Annotated in this window: 16 protein-coding genes and 2 pseudogenes; 13 read left to right on the forward strand and 5 right to left on the reverse strand. The window is 42.5% G+C overall.

Going from position 1 to position 13,781, the window contains the following annotated elements; genetic code table 11:
• The coding region (locus Q3W56_RS18335) for an IS3 family transposase (RefSeq protein WP_131121716.1) at positions 1-86 on the forward strand (86 nt) is incomplete at its 5' end.
• 70 nt (positions 87-156) lie between these two features.
• Here the strand turns inward: Q3W56_RS18335 and Q3W56_RS18340 are convergent.
• On the reverse strand, positions 157-765 hold the full coding sequence (locus tag Q3W56_RS18340; RefSeq protein WP_302896407.1) for a nitroreductase family protein: 609 nt from the start codon (positions 763-765) through the stop codon (positions 157-159).
• Between the two features lie 129 nt (positions 766-894).
• Between Q3W56_RS18340 and yodB the strand changes: the two genes are divergently transcribed.
• Positions 895-1,233: a transcriptional regulator YodB gene (yodB, locus tag Q3W56_RS18345; RefSeq protein WP_302896409.1), complete on the forward strand. Its 339-nt coding sequence runs from the start codon at positions 895-897 to the stop codon at positions 1,231-1,233.
• A 247-nt stretch (positions 1,234-1,480) separates the two neighbouring features.
• On the opposite strand, the pseudogene Q3W56_RS18350 reads toward yodB, so the two are convergent.
• Positions 1,481-1,615 (reverse strand): annotated as a pseudogene (locus Q3W56_RS18350) (tautomerase family protein); the annotation flags it as partial.
• Here Q3W56_RS18350 and Q3W56_RS18355 point away from each other — a divergent pair.
• Together Q3W56_RS18355 and Q3W56_RS18360 are read left to right on the forward strand one after the other, a co-directional pair.
• Positions 1,570-2,728: pseudogene (locus Q3W56_RS18355) on the forward strand (gluconate:H+ symporter). The pseudogenes Q3W56_RS18350 and Q3W56_RS18355 sit on opposite strands and share 46 nt — an antisense overlap.
• Before the next feature lie 63 nt (positions 2,729-2,791).
• Positions 2,792-3,028, forward strand: a complete 237-nt coding sequence (locus Q3W56_RS18360) for a hypothetical protein (protein ID WP_003220090.1) — start codon at positions 2,792-2,794, stop codon at positions 3,026-3,028.
• 32 nt (positions 3,029-3,060) lie between these two features.
• Here the strand turns inward: Q3W56_RS18360 and Q3W56_RS18365 are convergent, their stop codons facing one another.
• The gene (locus tag Q3W56_RS18365; protein ID WP_019714656.1) at positions 3,061-3,522 is read right to left on the reverse strand and encodes an Hsp20/alpha crystallin family protein; all 462 of its coding nucleotides are present in this window, start codon (positions 3,520-3,522) and stop codon (positions 3,061-3,063) included.
• Between the two features lie 98 nt (positions 3,523-3,620).
• Between Q3W56_RS18365 and rarD the strand changes: the two genes are divergently transcribed.
• From rarD to bshB2, 4 genes are all read left to right on the forward strand, one after another.
• The gene (rarD, locus tag Q3W56_RS18370) at positions 3,621-4,523 is read left to right on the forward strand and encodes an EamA family transporter RarD (protein ID WP_302896411.1); all 903 of its coding nucleotides are present in this window, start codon (positions 3,621-3,623) and stop codon (positions 4,521-4,523) included.
• A 75-nt stretch (positions 4,524-4,598) separates the two neighbouring features.
• On the forward strand, positions 4,599-4,877 hold the full coding sequence (locus tag Q3W56_RS18375; protein ID WP_302896413.1) for a hypothetical protein: 279 nt from the start codon (positions 4,599-4,601) through the stop codon (positions 4,875-4,877).
• Complete coding sequence (locus Q3W56_RS18380; RefSeq protein WP_003220097.1) at positions 4,874-5,224, forward strand: YojF family protein; 351 nt, start codon at positions 4,874-4,876, stop codon at positions 5,222-5,224. The genes Q3W56_RS18375 and Q3W56_RS18380 overlap by 4 nt, the downstream gene beginning before the upstream one ends.
• An 18-nt stretch (positions 5,225-5,242) precedes the next feature.
• Positions 5,243-5,908: a bacillithiol biosynthesis deacetylase BshB2 gene (gene bshB2, locus Q3W56_RS18385; protein WP_268401063.1), complete on the forward strand. Its 666-nt coding sequence runs from the start codon at positions 5,243-5,245 to the stop codon at positions 5,906-5,908.
• A 25-nt stretch (positions 5,909-5,933) separates the two neighbouring features.
• Here bshB2 and rsbRC read toward each other — a convergent pair whose 3' ends face one another.
• Together rsbRC and Q3W56_RS18395 are read right to left on the reverse strand one after the other, a co-directional pair.
• Positions 5,934-6,782 (reverse strand): RsbT co-antagonist RsbRC, encoded by an 849-nt coding sequence (gene rsbRC, locus Q3W56_RS18390; protein ID WP_302896417.1) that lies wholly within the window; start codon positions 6,780-6,782, stop codon positions 5,934-5,936.
• A gap of 15 nt (positions 6,783-6,797) precedes the next feature.
• The gene (locus Q3W56_RS18395; protein WP_302896418.1) at positions 6,798-8,156 is read right to left on the reverse strand and encodes an MATE family efflux transporter; all 1,359 of its coding nucleotides are present in this window, start codon (positions 8,154-8,156) and stop codon (positions 6,798-6,800) included.
• Between the two features lie 275 nt (positions 8,157-8,431).
• On the opposite strand from Q3W56_RS18395, the gene cdaS reads away from it, so the two are divergent.
• The 5 genes from cdaS to Q3W56_RS18420 all read left to right on the forward strand — a co-directional run bounded on the left by cdaS (position 8,432) and on the right by Q3W56_RS18420 (position 13,776).
• Positions 8,432-9,046 (forward strand): cyclic di-AMP synthase CdaS, encoded by a 615-nt coding sequence (cdaS, locus tag Q3W56_RS18400; protein ID WP_268401067.1) that lies wholly within the window; start codon positions 8,432-8,434, stop codon positions 9,044-9,046.
• A 235-nt stretch (positions 9,047-9,281) separates the two neighbouring features.
• On the forward strand, positions 9,282-10,499 hold the full coding sequence (locus tag Q3W56_RS18405; RefSeq protein WP_302896420.1) for a macrolide family glycosyltransferase: 1,218 nt from the start codon (positions 9,282-9,284) through the stop codon (positions 10,497-10,499).
• Positions 10,500-10,878: 379 nt separating this feature from the next.
• On the forward strand, positions 10,879-12,114 hold the full coding sequence (gene cwlS, locus Q3W56_RS18410; protein ID WP_302896422.1) for a D-gamma-glutamyl-meso-diaminopimelic acid endopeptidase CwlS: 1,236 nt from the start codon (positions 10,879-10,881) through the stop codon (positions 12,112-12,114).
• A gap of 93 nt (positions 12,115-12,207) precedes the next feature.
• Entirely contained in the window at positions 12,208-12,798 is a 591-nt protein-coding gene (locus tag Q3W56_RS18415) for a superoxide dismutase family protein (RefSeq protein WP_019714647.1), read from the forward strand.
• Between the two features lie 87 nt (positions 12,799-12,885).
• On the forward strand, positions 12,886-13,776 hold the full coding sequence (locus Q3W56_RS18420) for an AAA family ATPase (RefSeq protein ID WP_302896424.1): 891 nt from the start codon (positions 12,886-12,888) through the stop codon (positions 13,774-13,776).
• Positions 13,777-13,781: the final 5 nt, after the last annotated feature.

The following is a 13,781-nucleotide window of genomic DNA, read 5'->3' on the forward strand; positions in this document are numbered from 1 at the left end:
AATACATTCATTATTATAACAATATTCGTATTCAAACGAAACTAAACAACCAATCACCGATAAACTATCGACAATTGGCTGTTTAAAAGGTGTTTTGATCCCTGTCTCAAAAACGGGGGTCAGTCCCCTATTTCGGACTAAGGTTTTTTTATATCCTTACAGCCAAGTTGACACTTTTGAAAGCGGTAAGCGATTGCTTTGATGAGCAGGTTTCACTGCTTTTCCGATTGAAATAAGCATAACCGGAACATAGCGCTCACTCACATCAAATTGCTTTTGGAACTGCTCTTTATTAAATCCGCCTATTGCGCAAGTGTCATAACCTTTTGCTTTTGCGGCAATCATAAGCTGCATAGCTGCTAAAGAAGCATTTAAGAAAGCGGAATCACGTGCGAATTGCTCGCTTTGGTAGGCACCGTTGATTTGGCCGAGTAGTGTTTGTTTGATTTCCTCTGTGATATAGCCTTGGCTTGCTAATTCATCGTAAACTTCTTCACCGTTTTCATTTGCTTTTAAATCGCCTAAAATGGCAACAACAGCAGAAGACTCAACGATTTGTTTTTGATTATACGCTATAGGAAGAAGCGCCGCTTTTGATTCATCGCTGTGGAAAACAGTGAAATGCCAATGCTGAAGGTTCCAAGCTGAAGGTGCTTTAACGGCAAGGTCCAGTAGCTCAGTCAGCTCCTCCTTAGAAATTGGGGCATTTGTATCATATTCCTTTACAGATGCACGTGCTTTTAAAACATCCAGAGTATTCGTCATAGTGTTTCCTCCTTCGGATAAACGTGGTATGATAATAGAAAAGTTAGAAGCTTACTAAATGTAACTTGAAAGATTATTGTAATGGATCATTTAATACATGTCAATCAATAGATGAAGGGATGAGGACTTATGGGAAATACAATGTGCCCTAAAATGGAATCCGCTTTCTCATTGTTGGGAAAACGATGGAACGGTCTGATCATCCATGTGCTTATGGATGGGCCGAAACGGTTTAAAGAAATAACGGAAACAATTCCGATGATCAGCCAAAAAATGCTCGCAGAGCGCCTTAAGGAGCTTGAACAAAATGAGATCGTCGAACGGCAGGTTCTCCCTGAAACGCCGGTCAAAGTCATCTACACGCTGACTGAAAAAGGAACAGCGCTTCAGGCTGTATTCCAAGAGATGCAGGCGTGGGCCGACCAATTTTGCGAGCCTGGTGATACCGTGTGCAAGGAAGAAAAGTAAGGAAAGAGGCGTTCGGGAAAGGGTCTTTATTTCATAACATATAGTCATGTAAGGGGGTGGTCGTTCATACCGCTTACATGGCTTTTTATATTGGTCAAGTGAGATCCAGGCTCCAGATCATCCCGCTATACCTCGTTTTGCTGGCAGTTTTCACACTGATTATTTCGCTCTTACCAAAAAGAAATAAGACAATGAAAAGAGAGGGCCTCTGATGAAGCCCTCTCTTTTTAAGCGCATTTTCATTAATTTATAGTTTTCCATTCGAAAATTGCGGCTCACCAAGACCGAAACTCCAGTCTGCGGCACCATTCTCGGTAATAGAAACCATTAGGTCTTCTGGAGATATCCCGCATTCTGTTTCTAGTTTTTCAGCCAGGAGGGAGATTTGTCTCAGACGCATGGGGGCTATCGAATTGCCATTACGCTAATCGACAGTTCGGGAGGAATCAAATACAGGCGGCGGTGGTCATTGCCCTGTTTTTTGAAATTGGTCTTGTTCTGTTGATTCCGATTGTGTATGCGATTGCCAAAGAATTAAAAATGCCTTTTCTCTATCTGGGAATCCCGATGGCAGCCGCCTTCAATGTTACGCACGTTTTTGCCCCCGCATCCTGCGTCAACTGCCATCTCAGTTGCATCCTGCGCCCATATTGGCCAGGTGCTGCTTTTAGGAATCATCATCGCTGACCCGACGACTGTCATTGCCGGGCCTTTATTCAATTAATTTGCGATGAAGCGGTTTCCCGGTGCGTATCAAAAAAGCGGAAACTTATCAGCGTTAGGGCCGCGGAAAGAATTTCAGCTGGATGAAACACCAAGCTTTTCAATCAGTGTTGCCACGTCTTGATTTCCGGTTATTTTTATGGCGATTGCGACTGTTTTTTCTTTATTGTTCAAAGAACATTCAAAAGGAAAAGACATCATAGAATGTATCGGTACGCCAGGGACGGCAATGCTTATTTCGCTTTTGCTTGCGCTCTATACGATGGGGTTTGCGCGTAAAATATCTGTGAAGGAGATCAGCAAATCATTATCAGAATCAATTTCACAAATCGCGATGATGCTGCTCATAATAGGTGGGGGAGGGGCGTTTAAACAGGTGCTGATTGACGGCGGGGTTGGTGATTTTGCTGCTGATCTTTTCAGTCAAACAAACATGTCGCCGCTGCTCGTTGCATGGATCATCGCTGCGGTTCTGCGTCTGTGCTTGGGCTCTGCTACCATGGCTGCACTTCCACTGCGGGAATGGCAGCTCCGCTTATGCACACGGGCAGTGTAAACCCGGCATTAAGGGTACTGGCAACCGGAGCGGGAAGTGTCATCGCTTGTCATGTAAATGATGCAGGATTTTGGATGGTGAAGGAATTTTTTGGCTTGAGCATGAAAGAAACATTTCAAACTTGGACGCTGCTTACAACAGTCCTTTCCGTAACCGGGCTTGTCTGTGTGTTTATTGGCAGGGCTTGTGATTAACACCGATAGATTCAGTCCATAGCCCAATCGTTTTTCTTCCTTGTTGAATACCTTACGTATAGGCAGACATAAAGGAGGAAAAATCATGTACCCTCATCATTCGTATTATCGCGGGAACCCAGACCCAGCCGGATACCCGGTGCGTAATCCTTTCTTGTTTGGAGCTCCTTTAGTCGGTGGTTTATTAGGTGGTTTTCTTGGGAGTGCTCTGTTTAACTATCCTCGTCCCTATGCTTATCCGCCTGGCCCTTACGGATATGGAGGCGCACCGTACGGTTTTGGCGCCGGCGCGCCATACGGGGGTTATCCCGGCTTCTATTAATGAAAAACGGCCTGCATCGGTGCAGGCCGTTTTTATCGGATGATTTCTATCTCGGACATATTGTAGTCTTGCTGTTTCTGAAACATGACTTCCAGAAGGCCGTCCTTATAGACGGCTTTTGTTCCTTTGCGTTTGACTAAACAAGGCAGGTTTATCTTTTTGGGATGCCCCAAATTCGGAAAATTTTCTATCATTAATGCGTGAGAGGTGTGTTTAATTTTCAACTGGTTCAGCTGGCTCTCATTAATTGGCACCTTTACAAACACATGGTCTGCTGTTTCGAATATATCAATATCAGGTTTGGCATTAGGTTTGGCGGGCTGTTCTTTTTTGGGAAGGGGATCGCGGAAAGGAAATTGAGCAGCGTAATCACTTCCGAACACACTTTCCATCACACGATTCACATATGTTTCAACTTCTTTTGGATCAGCTTTTTTTAAAGCTTCTTTAGAAAATTGATTGTGGAAAGGAAAGTACTTGTTCCACTCAAACATCGTCGTCACACCCTTTCTTCATGGACAAAATAGTATATGCCCGACAGATCTTTCACGTGATATAATATAAGATGCTCTAAAGAAAGGCAGGGATTTACATGCAATATACAGAAACGAAAAAAGGCGTTCTTTACACAGCCGTTTCCTTTATCATGTGGGGGCTGTTTCCGCTCTATTGGAAGCTTCTCGAACAGCTGCCGGCTCTTGATATTTTGGCTCACCGTATTATATGGTCTTTTGTTTTTATGTGTATCGTGCTTTTTTTCTTGCGGCAATGGAAAACAGGGTGGCAGGAGATGCGCTCTTTGAAAAAGAACGGAGGCATTCTATCTTTATTTCTCGCTTCTGTCCTGATTTCGATTAACTGGTTTGTATACATATGGGCTGTCAACCATGGTTTTTTGCTTGAGGCAAGTCTTGGCTATTACATCAATCCGCTTGTATCAGTGCTCCTTGGAATTTTATTTTTAAAGGAAAAATTGAATCGCCTGCAACTGGTGGCGGTTTCGATTGCGGCGGCAGGCGTCATTATCTCAGCGTTCCAATACGGCTCCATTCCTTATGTTGCGCTTCTGCTCGCATTCAGCTTCGGCCTGTACGGGTTAAGCAAAAAAAGAACAAGTCTGCCGAGCGCCATCGGTTTAACGCTTGAAACATTCATGATTATGCCGATTGCATTGGGATATTTGCTGGTGAGCGGCCGTGTTTTGCCAGCGGGTGCAGAAAGCGGGGGCACGGGCACATGGGTGCTTCTCTTTTTTGCTGGAGTGTTTACGGCTTTGCCGCTATTATTGTTTGCGGAAGGGGCGAAACGGCTTCCGCTCTATCAAGTCGGTATCTTGCAATATATTGCACCGACCATTACCTTGCTGATCGGGCTGTTTGTTTACCATGAGCCATTTTCAAGCTCAAAGGCTTTTACTTTCAGCTGTATATGGGCTGCGCTGCTCTTGTTTACGTTTTCACAAGTAAAGTGGAAACGGGCGTCAAAAAGCCATTGAGGCCTTTGGCTTTTCAGCTAAAGCATATATTATGTATAATCATTTCATGTATGTAAGACATAAAGGAGCAAGACGATGGACATTGATAAAGAGATAGTGAAAGCATACGCTTCACTTTGGAACAACAGATCTCTCACAAGTGATGACGCAGAAGCGGTAGCAGAGGCGATTGATCTTGAGCTCTTGGATAAACGAACACATCCGAGACTCCGGAAACCGATGCTGGAAAAATACGTTGCCGCGATTCAGCGCATTGTAAATTCACAGCTCGAACCGGCTATGAAATATCAGCTGGTCAAATTACATACAGAACGTGCAGAGCATTTAAAAGAAGAAAGAGGGGAGCAATCATGAAAGCAATCATAAAAGAAGATGTGCAAGCATCTTTAGAGCGATATGCGGACCGCCCTGTATATATCCATTTAGAAACCACAACCGGTTCTTATTCAGCGCACTTAAATGAAAAAAACATGACGGTTGTTGCATACATCCGCAATGCAAAAGTCACCTATCATCAGGCGAAAATCAAAGGCAGCGGACCTTACCGTGTTGGCTTAAAAACAGAAGAAGGCTGGATTTATGCCGAAGGCTTGACTGAATACACGATAGATGAAGAAAACCGTTTATTAATGGCGGGACACTTGCCGGGCGGTAAACTGGCTATTTCTCTGCAAATTAGCGAAAAACCGTTCACAGTTTAAAGAAAAGGGTGAAAAATAATGAAAGAACACGTACTTGTAATCCTGCCTCACCCTGATGACGAATCATACGGAGTGGCAGGCCTGATTGCCTTAAACAGAAAAGAAGACATACCCGTTACGTACGCCTGTGCCACTTTAGGTGAAATGGGCAGAAATATGGGCGATCCATTTTTCGCGAATCGGGAAACATTGCCATTGTTAAGAAAACAAGAGCTCATTAACGCTTGCAAAGAAATGGATATTAATGATCTTCGAATGCTGGGACTGCGTGACAAAACGCTCGAATTTGAAGACGATGAGTATTTAGCTGATATCATGGAAGAGATCATAGATGATGTAAAACCAAGTTTAATTGTCACATTTTACCCTGGACACGGTGTGCACCCTGACCATGATGCGTGCGGGGAAGCGGTTATTCGTGCATTGTACCGGAAAAAGAAAGAAGACCGGCCGCGCACGCTCTGCATGGCGATTACACGCAATAGAGAAGAGGTTCTCGGCGAAGCTGATGTTGTACTTGATATCAAAGAAGTAGCTGATATTAAAATGAATGCGTTAAGAGCGCACCGCACTCAAACAGAAGGCATGCTTAGAGAGCTTGAAGAAAAATTGAAAAACAATGAACCTGTTATGGCAACATGGTTTGAAGAAGAAGTATATTGGACGTATCAATGGAATGATTAATCAAAAAGGTATAAGGCCTTAAGCCTTATACCTTTTTAAATTTCAAGTCAGATGCAATCGCTGAAGCGAGGGTGGATCTTAAGGAAATATCTTCAAAAGACAAACCTAGCTGAACCGCGGTTTGCGCGATTTCTGGGCGAATTCCCGATAATGTGGATGAAACGCCGATTAAACGCAGCGCTTCAATCAGACTGAACAGCTGGTGGGCAACCATTGTATCAATAACAGCTACTCCTGACAAATCAATATACAGCTGCGTCACCTTTTTCTCCGCACATTGATGCAGGGTGTTTTCCATAATCAGCTTGGCGCGTACTGTATCAATATCTCCGATTAAAGGCAACAGTCCGACGCTATGAAACAGCACAATAACCGGTGCGCTTAATTCAGTAATCATATCTTTTTGAGCCTGAAGCTGAAGGCTTGTGTTTTTGTACATTTCTTCTATAAAAATATGAATCACAAGATCGAACGCTTTTATTAGGGAGTGATACAGATCTTCGGCTTCTTCTCCTTTCACAGTGTCCTGATTGAGATGGACAAATTCTTTCACATAGGAAACATATATATCTCTCACTCTAACAAACTCCCGGATGATATAGTGGATAGGAGTTTTTAAATGCTCTTGATCCTGTGTCACTTCAAAGGCCCATTCTTTCAGTATAGGCAGGTATACCTCCTCATCATCCATGAAAATGCGATTTATCTTATAATTGAAGGCGAGATTCTGGCTCTTTAAATTGTGAATGACAGCAGGGTCAGTTGATGCATAAATGGAATTCGGATCAGTTTCCTCGATTGTTTCGTACCATGTAGAACTGATCGTCTCCGCATGCTGAGAAAGATATTCGTATAATTTCTTATTTTTTGCCATGATTGATCACCTCTTTTAAATGTGTTGTTTTTGCGAATAACGTTTTTGCAGTTTAGCCAGCCTGAAAAACAGTCCAACTGCTCCTGCGGCGAGTCCTGTAATTAATCCGATCCAATAGCCAAATGCGCCGAGGCTTGTAAACGTACCGACCGCATAACCGACGGGAAGGCCAATGACCCAATAAGAGACAAAGGCGGCCACAAGCGTATAGTTCACATCTTTGTATCCTCGAAGCGCTCCTTGGATCGGTGCTGCAACAGCATCGGAAAGCTGAAAAAACAGCGCAAAAATTAAAAAGTGCTGTGTCAGCCGGAGCACATCGGGGTCAGTGGTGTACATGCCTGCAATTTGCTCTCTGAATAAAAGGATACAGGCTGCTGTCAACAAAGAAAAACCGATCGCCATCATGATGCCGATTAAGCTATATGAGCGCGCATCCTTAAAACGGGCTGCACCGGCTTCAAAACCGACGACAATTGTTAATGCCATGGACACGCTGAGCGGCAGCATATATAAAAGTGAAGCAAAGTTCATGGCTGCCTGGTGGGACGCGATAGTCACTGTATTAAAATGGCTCATCAGAAGTGTGACAGCTGCGAAAATGCTCGTTTCAAAAAACACGGCGAACCCAATAGGCAGACCGATTTTGAGCATATTTTTGCATGCTCCCCATGAAAATGTATACATTGTATGGAAAATCGCGTATTCGGAAAACGGTGCTGATTTATGAATAATGAAAAAACTGATGATGCAGATACACCAATAGGTAAGCGCGGACGCTAGCCCGGCGCCCACACCGCCAAGTGCCGGCATGCCGAATTTCCCGAAAATGAATACGTAATTCAATACAAAATTGATCGGAAGAGAACTGAGTGTAATCAGCATAGTGACTCTCGTTTTTCCTAATGAATCAATGAATGATCTCAAAACGGTGTAAACAAATAAAGGGAAAATTCCCAGCGATAAAAAGCCTAAAAAGTGTTTGGCAATTTGATGGACATGAGTTTCAAGGTCTAATTGGCCAAGAATTAGGTCAACTGCAGCATATCCAATCGCTAAAACGGCGACGCTAAGAAGCGCGGCCACGTATACAGCCTGTAAAACAGTAAAGGGAATTTGCTGTTTTTTTTCAGCGCCTAAAAACTGAGCGACAATCGGGGTGACCGCCATTAATATACCTGCAAGTCCTGTATAAACAGGGGTCCAAAGGCTTGAGCCAATAGCGACACCAGCTAAATCAGCGGGGCTGACTTTCCCAGACATCACCGTATCTAAAAAAGTCATAAGAGAAAGCCCCGCCTGGGTAATGAATATCGGAATTAAAATGTGCAAAAGCTGTTTGATCTTTTGCCGGGCGTTTCGAGTTTCTTTCATACATTGATCTCCGTTTCTTTTTCATAACGAGAGAAATTATAACATTTTATGTATAAAAAGCAATGAACGCCGGCCCTATTCTTTTTTTGTCGGTTTCGTTTTTCTAAACATTTGGGCATAAATAAAAGAAAGCGAAATCACGCCTAAAAAGGTGCAAACATACTGAATGATTCTTTCGATTTCCATTCTTTACATCCCTCCTTTACCAATAGAATGTGCATCAATAAGGTAAGCATGCGTGAAAAGTTGGAAATTTAAAAAGGAGATGAAGGTCTATGCGTTATGAACAGATATCAGAAAATGCATTTAAGGGAAAAATACAAGTGTATTTAGAGCAAATATTAGGTGATGCGTCGCTAATCTTAAAAACGCTACATGAAAAAGACCAGTGCCTTCTTTGTGAATTAGATGAATTGGGCCACATTTTTCAGGACATGCAGGGCATCGCATCATCGTTTTATTTGCAGACATACATTGAGCAATTTACACCGGCATTTATCGAGCTGGCCAAGGCGATTAAAGCCCTATCGGAACATAAACATGGTGCTTTAATTGTGATTGAAAGAGCGGAACCTGTTGAACATTTTATTCAAAAAGGAACCTCCCTTCATGCGGAGATCAGCGCTTCATTAATTGAAAGCATCTTTTTCCCCGGTAATCCTCTACATGACGGCGCTTTATTAGTGAGGGAAAATAAACTTGTCTCAGCAGCCAATGTCCTCCCGCTGACAACAAAGGAAGTGGATGTCCAATTGGGAACAAGGCATCGCGCGGCTCTTGGTATGTCGGGGTATACGGATGCGCTTGTGCTCGTTGTTTCAGAGGAGACAGGGAAGATGTCGTTTGCCAAAGATGGTGTATTATATCCGTTAATTTCGCCAAGAACGTAAAAATAAATAAAAGGGCCTGATTAAGAAACCTATCATGAGACAAAATGCCTGAATTCAGACCTTTTTTTAAAGCATTCACTTTAAGCTGAATGCTTTTTGTTTTGGAGACAGGAAATATAAACTGGTAGAAAAGTTTTACAAGATTAATATTAATTAAGTTAAATACTTTACCGTATTCTGTATTTGTAGTACCGTATAAAATATTACATAAATTTTAAAGGAAGGGTGCTGCGCCATGGCTAATGTATTAATGATCGGTTTTCCCGGTGAAGGGCATATTAATCCGTCTATCGGTGTAATGAAGGAGCTGAAATCACGGGGAGAACATATTACTTACTACGCAGTGAAGGAATACAAAGAAAAAATTGCAGCTCTTGATATTGAGTTTCGTGAGTATCATGATTTTCGAGAAGATTACTTTGGAAAAAACGCAACAGGAGATGAAGAAAGAGATTTCACGGAAATGATCTGCGCCTTTTTGAAAGGCTGTAAGGATATTGCGACTCATATTTATGATGAAGTCAAACATGAATCGTATGATTATGTCATATATGATCACCATTTACTGGCCGGTAAAATCATTGCCAACCTGCTGAAGCTGCCAAGATTTTCATTGTGTACTACCTTTGCAATGAATGAGGAATTTCTAAAGGAAATGATGGGTTCTTACATGAAAGGGCCAATTGAAGAATCGCCTCATTATGAATCTTATCAGCAACTTGTAGAAACAATAAATGCTGATTTTCAAACAGCGATCAAGAAGCCTTTTGACGTTTTTTCTTCAGATGGGGATTTGACAATTGTTTTTACATCAAGGGAATTTCAGCCAATGGCTGAGCAATTCGGTGATCGGTATGTATTTGTCGGCCCTTCTATTACAGAAAGGGCCGGAAACAACGGTTTCCCATTTGATCAGATTGACAATGAAGACGTGCTGTTTATCTCAATGGGAACCATTTTTAACAATCAAAAGCAGTTTTTTAATCAGTGTCTCGAGGTATGTAAAGACTTTGACGGGAAGGTTGTGCTTTCCATCGGCAAACATATTAAAGCAAATGAGTTAAACGACATACCGGAGAATTTCATTGTACGCCCGTACGTCCCACAGCTTGAGATCCTGAAAAGAGCCCGCTTATTTGTAACCCACGGGGGAATGAATAGCACAAGTGAAGGTTTGTATTTTGAAACCCCGCTTGTAGTCATTCCAATGGGTGCTGACCAATTTGCTGTAGGGAATCAAGTGGAAAAAATAGGCGCAGGAAAAGTGCTGAAAAAAGAACAATTATCTGAAGGCCTTCTGAAAGAAACCATTCAAGAAGTGATGAACAATCCTGTATATGCTGAAAAGGCGAGAGACATTGGCCAATCATTGAAAGCGGCAGGCGGCTCTAAAAAAGCAGCCGACAACATTCTTGAAGTTGTGAAACTCAAAACTCAATCAGCCAACGCATAATAATAAATGCCTGTTCTTATCAAAAGAACAGGCATTTTGACATTTTCATAAGAAAGCAGAGGAAGGGATTTGATACGACGATAGAGAATTGATAAGAAAAACAGACAAGAAAGGAGGAAGATCTGCTTCATTCATCAATAGAAAACCATCATTTTTACCCCCGCTTAATTAGTTCCTTAGACTTTCGAAAAACATGTACAGCTTATGTAAAATATTAGGTGTTTATTTGATTTAAAGGTCGAACGATGCTGAAATTGCAGCCAAATCTTTGAAAAAGGGTGTAACTTGCTGAAAAAGTGACGATAAAATTGATGTGTTCCATTTTTGGAAACAAAATACTAACTGTTTTTGCGATATAAACAGTTTAGGAGGTTGAATAATGAAAAAGAAGATTGTAGCCGGCTTGGCTGTTTCCGCGGTTGTCGGGTCATCAATGGGCTCAGCACCCGCGGAAGCAAAAACGATAAAAGTAAAAAGCGGTGACTCTCTTTGGAAGCTTTCCCGTCAATATGATACGACAATATCAGCGCTGAAATCCGAAAATAAATTGAAATCAACGGTGCTTTATGTCGGACAAAGCCTTAAAATTCCTGAAAGCAGTAAAAAAAGCACGACATCCTCACCAAGCTCAAGCAAAACATCAACATACACAGTTGCATATGGTGATTCGCTATGGATGATTGCTAAAAATCATAAAATGAGTGTTTCTGAGCTTAAAAGCTTAAACAGCCTGACCAGCGATCTGATTCGTCCTGGGCAAAAGCTTAAGATCAAAGGGACAAGCAGTTCAAGCGGCTCAAACGGTTCCAAAAAAAACAGCGGTTCCAATTCTTCTGGGTCATCGAAAAGTACATATACGGTTAAGCTTGGTGATTCACTGTGGAAAATAGCAAACAGCTTAAATATGACTGTAGCTGAATTGAAAACCTTAAATGGTCTAACATCAGATACCCTTTACCCTAAGCAGGTACTCAAAATAAAGGGCAACAGTTCACCTAAGAGCGGAAACAGCGGTTCCAAGAAGCCGTCAAACTCCAACTCCCCAAAAACAACTACATACAAGGTAAAAGCAGGCGATTCGCTGTGGAAAATCGCGAATCAGCTCGGTGTCACTGTGCAAAGTATCCGCGATAAAAACAATTTGTCATCTGATGTCTTGCAAATTGGACAGATACTGACCATCTCGGGAACAACAAAGTCTAACAATTCAAATCAGACAAAGCCAAAAGACAATTCAGGGTCAAACATTCAAATAGGTTCGAAGATTGACAGAATGATAACTGAAGCGAAAAAATATGTCGGGGTGCCATACCGCTGGGGAGGAAACACGCCTGCAGGTTTTGATTGCAGCGGCTTCATATATTACCTCATTAATAATGTATCATCGATATCAAGATTGAGTACGGCAGGATATTGGAATGTCATGCAAAAAGTCAGCCAGCCGTCAGTCGGAGACTTTGTCTTCTTTACCACATATAAATCCGGCCCGTCTCACATGGGAATTTATCTAGGCGGCGGAGACTTTATTCATGCAAGCTCATCAGGCGTCGACATTTCCAATCTTAGCAATTCATATTGGAAACAGCGCTATTTGGGCGCAAGAAGCTATTTTTAAAAATAAGTATGACAAAAAGCCTTTTTATAGGCTTTTTTGTTTATATCAGAAATTGATTGACCACACTGTTAGAAAAAACAAGGGGGAGACAGTATGTACCGTCTCTTGCTGTTCATGATGGTGACGGCACTGGGAGTTGCGGGATGCGGACAAAAAAAACCTCATGACCCTCCTAAGCGGGTACCGGAAAAAGAAGTGGTTGAAACGTCAGCGTTTGGCCATCATGTCCAGCTGATGAATCGTGAAGGCAAAGCAGTCGGTTTTATAGAAATTAAAGAATCAGAAGACGAGGGACTCGATATTCATATTTCCGCAAACAGCCTGCGCCCCGGCGCTTCGCTCGGTTTTCATATCCATGAGAAAGGTTCATGTGTCAGGCCGGATTTTGAATCAGCGGGAGGTCACTTTAATCCGCTAAACAAAGAACACGGCTTCAACAATCCGATGGGTCATCATGCCGGAGATCTGCCGAACCTTGAAGTCGGTGCTGATGGAAAAGTAGATGTCATAATGAATGCGCCGGACACCTCAATGAAAAAAGGAAGTAAACTAAATATTCTCGACCAGGACGGAAGTGCTTTTATTATTCATGAGCATGCCGACGATTATTTGACGAATCCTAGCGGCAATTCAGGTGCGCGTATCGTCTGCGGAGCCCTTTCCGGCAATAATGAGAAACAGTAATATCGTCCAAGCCCTTTTGTATTGAGCATACAGGGGCTTTTTTAGTATACTCGTTAATGGAATACGAATAGGAAAGGGAACTTGTCTATGACAACTCAATTACAGCACTTAACATTGCCGGAAGATATACAACAAAAGCTATTATCATATAAAGATCAGCCGATTTCCCCAGAGTTTCATTCGCTCATCGGGACATCAGGCTATGAGGCGGACGATGAAGCGATTTTATTCGACGCCATTATCGCATTAGCCATGGGAAAAAATGTCCTGCTGAAGGGGCCTACAGGCTCAGGAAAAACAAAGCTGGCAGAAACATTGTCGAGCTATTTTCATAAACCGATGCACAGTGTCAACTGTTCTGTTGACTTGGACGCAGAAGCCCTGGTCGGCTATAAAACGATTGACAATCAATCTGGCCAGGCGACGATCGAGTTTGTTTCAGGGCCTGTCACAAAAGCCATGAAAGAAGGCCATTTTCTTTATATAGATGAAATCAATATGGCAAAGCCGGAAACACTGCCTATTTTAAACGGTGTATTAGATTACAGAAAAATGATGACAAATCCGTTTACAGGAGAAGTTATTCGGGCTAAAGAAGGTTTTGGCGTCATTGCAGCCATCAATGAAGGCTATGTCGGAACTGTTCCGCTGAATGAAGCGTTGAAAAACCGTTTCGTCATCATTGATGTGCCTTATATTAAAGGCGAGCTACTGAAACAAGTGCTCATGTCTCAGTCAGCCCTGCAAGATGAGAAATTGATTGACCGGTTTATCACGCTTTCCTCTGACCTGATCGTTCAAGCCAATAACGGACAGGTATCTGAAGAAGCGGCATCCATCAGAGCGTTAATTGATACATGTGATTTAGCCGCTTATATTCCGCCGCGTCGCGCCATCGAGCGGGGAATTGTAGAGAAGCTTGATGATGACCGGGAAAAGGCGGCCGTCCGAAATATCGCAGAAACTCTGTTTGAATGAGGGCG

The sequence above is a fragment of the Bacillus sp. C28GYM-DRY-1 genome (assembly GCF_030519405.1).
Classification (GTDB): Bacteria; Bacillota; Bacilli; order Bacillales; family Bacillaceae; genus Bacillus; species Bacillus spizizenii_A.

What these genes read in the sequence shown, in the direction of transcription:
- bshB2 (WP_268401063.1), top strand. Translation starts at nt 5,243, where the DNA reads ATGAAAGAACACGTACTTGTAATCCTGCCTCACCCTGATGACGAATCA.
- Q3W56_RS18360 (WP_003220090.1), top strand. Translation starts at nt 2,792, where the DNA reads ATGTACCCTCATCATTCGTATTATCGCGGGAACCCAGACCCAGCCGGA.
- Q3W56_RS18415 (WP_019714647.1), top strand. Translation starts at nt 12,208, where the DNA reads ATGTACCGTCTCTTGCTGTTCATGATGGTGACGGCACTGGGAGTTGCG.
- Q3W56_RS18395 (WP_302896418.1), bottom strand. Translation starts at nt 8,156, where the DNA reads ATGAAAGAAACTCGAAACGCCCGGCAAAAGATCAAACAGCTTTTGCAC.
- Q3W56_RS18365 (WP_019714656.1), bottom strand. Translation starts at nt 3,522, where the DNA reads ATGTTTGAGTGGAACAAGTACTTTCCTTTCCACAATCAATTTTCTAAA.
- cwlS (WP_302896422.1), top strand. Translation starts at nt 10,879, where the DNA reads ATGAAAAAGAAGATTGTAGCCGGCTTGGCTGTTTCCGCGGTTGTCGGG.
- Q3W56_RS18380 (WP_003220097.1), top strand. Translation starts at nt 4,874, where the DNA reads ATGAAAGCAATCATAAAAGAAGATGTGCAAGCATCTTTAGAGCGATAT.
- cdaS (WP_268401067.1), top strand. Translation starts at nt 8,432, where the DNA reads ATGCGTTATGAACAGATATCAGAAAATGCATTTAAGGGAAAAATACAA.
- Q3W56_RS18375 (WP_302896413.1), top strand. Translation starts at nt 4,599, where the DNA reads ATGGACATTGATAAAGAGATAGTGAAAGCATACGCTTCACTTTGGAAC.
- Q3W56_RS18420 (WP_302896424.1), top strand. Translation starts at nt 12,886, where the DNA reads ATGACAACTCAATTACAGCACTTAACATTGCCGGAAGATATACAACAA.
- Q3W56_RS18405 (WP_302896420.1), top strand. Translation starts at nt 9,282, where the DNA reads ATGGCTAATGTATTAATGATCGGTTTTCCCGGTGAAGGGCATATTAAT.
- rarD (WP_302896411.1), top strand. Translation starts at nt 3,621, where the DNA reads ATGCAATATACAGAAACGAAAAAAGGCGTTCTTTACACAGCCGTTTCC.
- yodB (WP_302896409.1), top strand. Translation starts at nt 895, where the DNA reads ATGGGAAATACAATGTGCCCTAAAATGGAATCCGCTTTCTCATTGTTG.
- rsbRC (WP_302896417.1), bottom strand. Translation starts at nt 6,782, where the DNA reads ATGGCAAAAAATAAGAAATTATACGAATATCTTTCTCAGCATGCGGAG.
- Q3W56_RS18340 (WP_302896407.1), bottom strand. Translation starts at nt 765, where the DNA reads ATGACGAATACTCTGGATGTTTTAAAAGCACGTGCATCTGTAAAGGAA.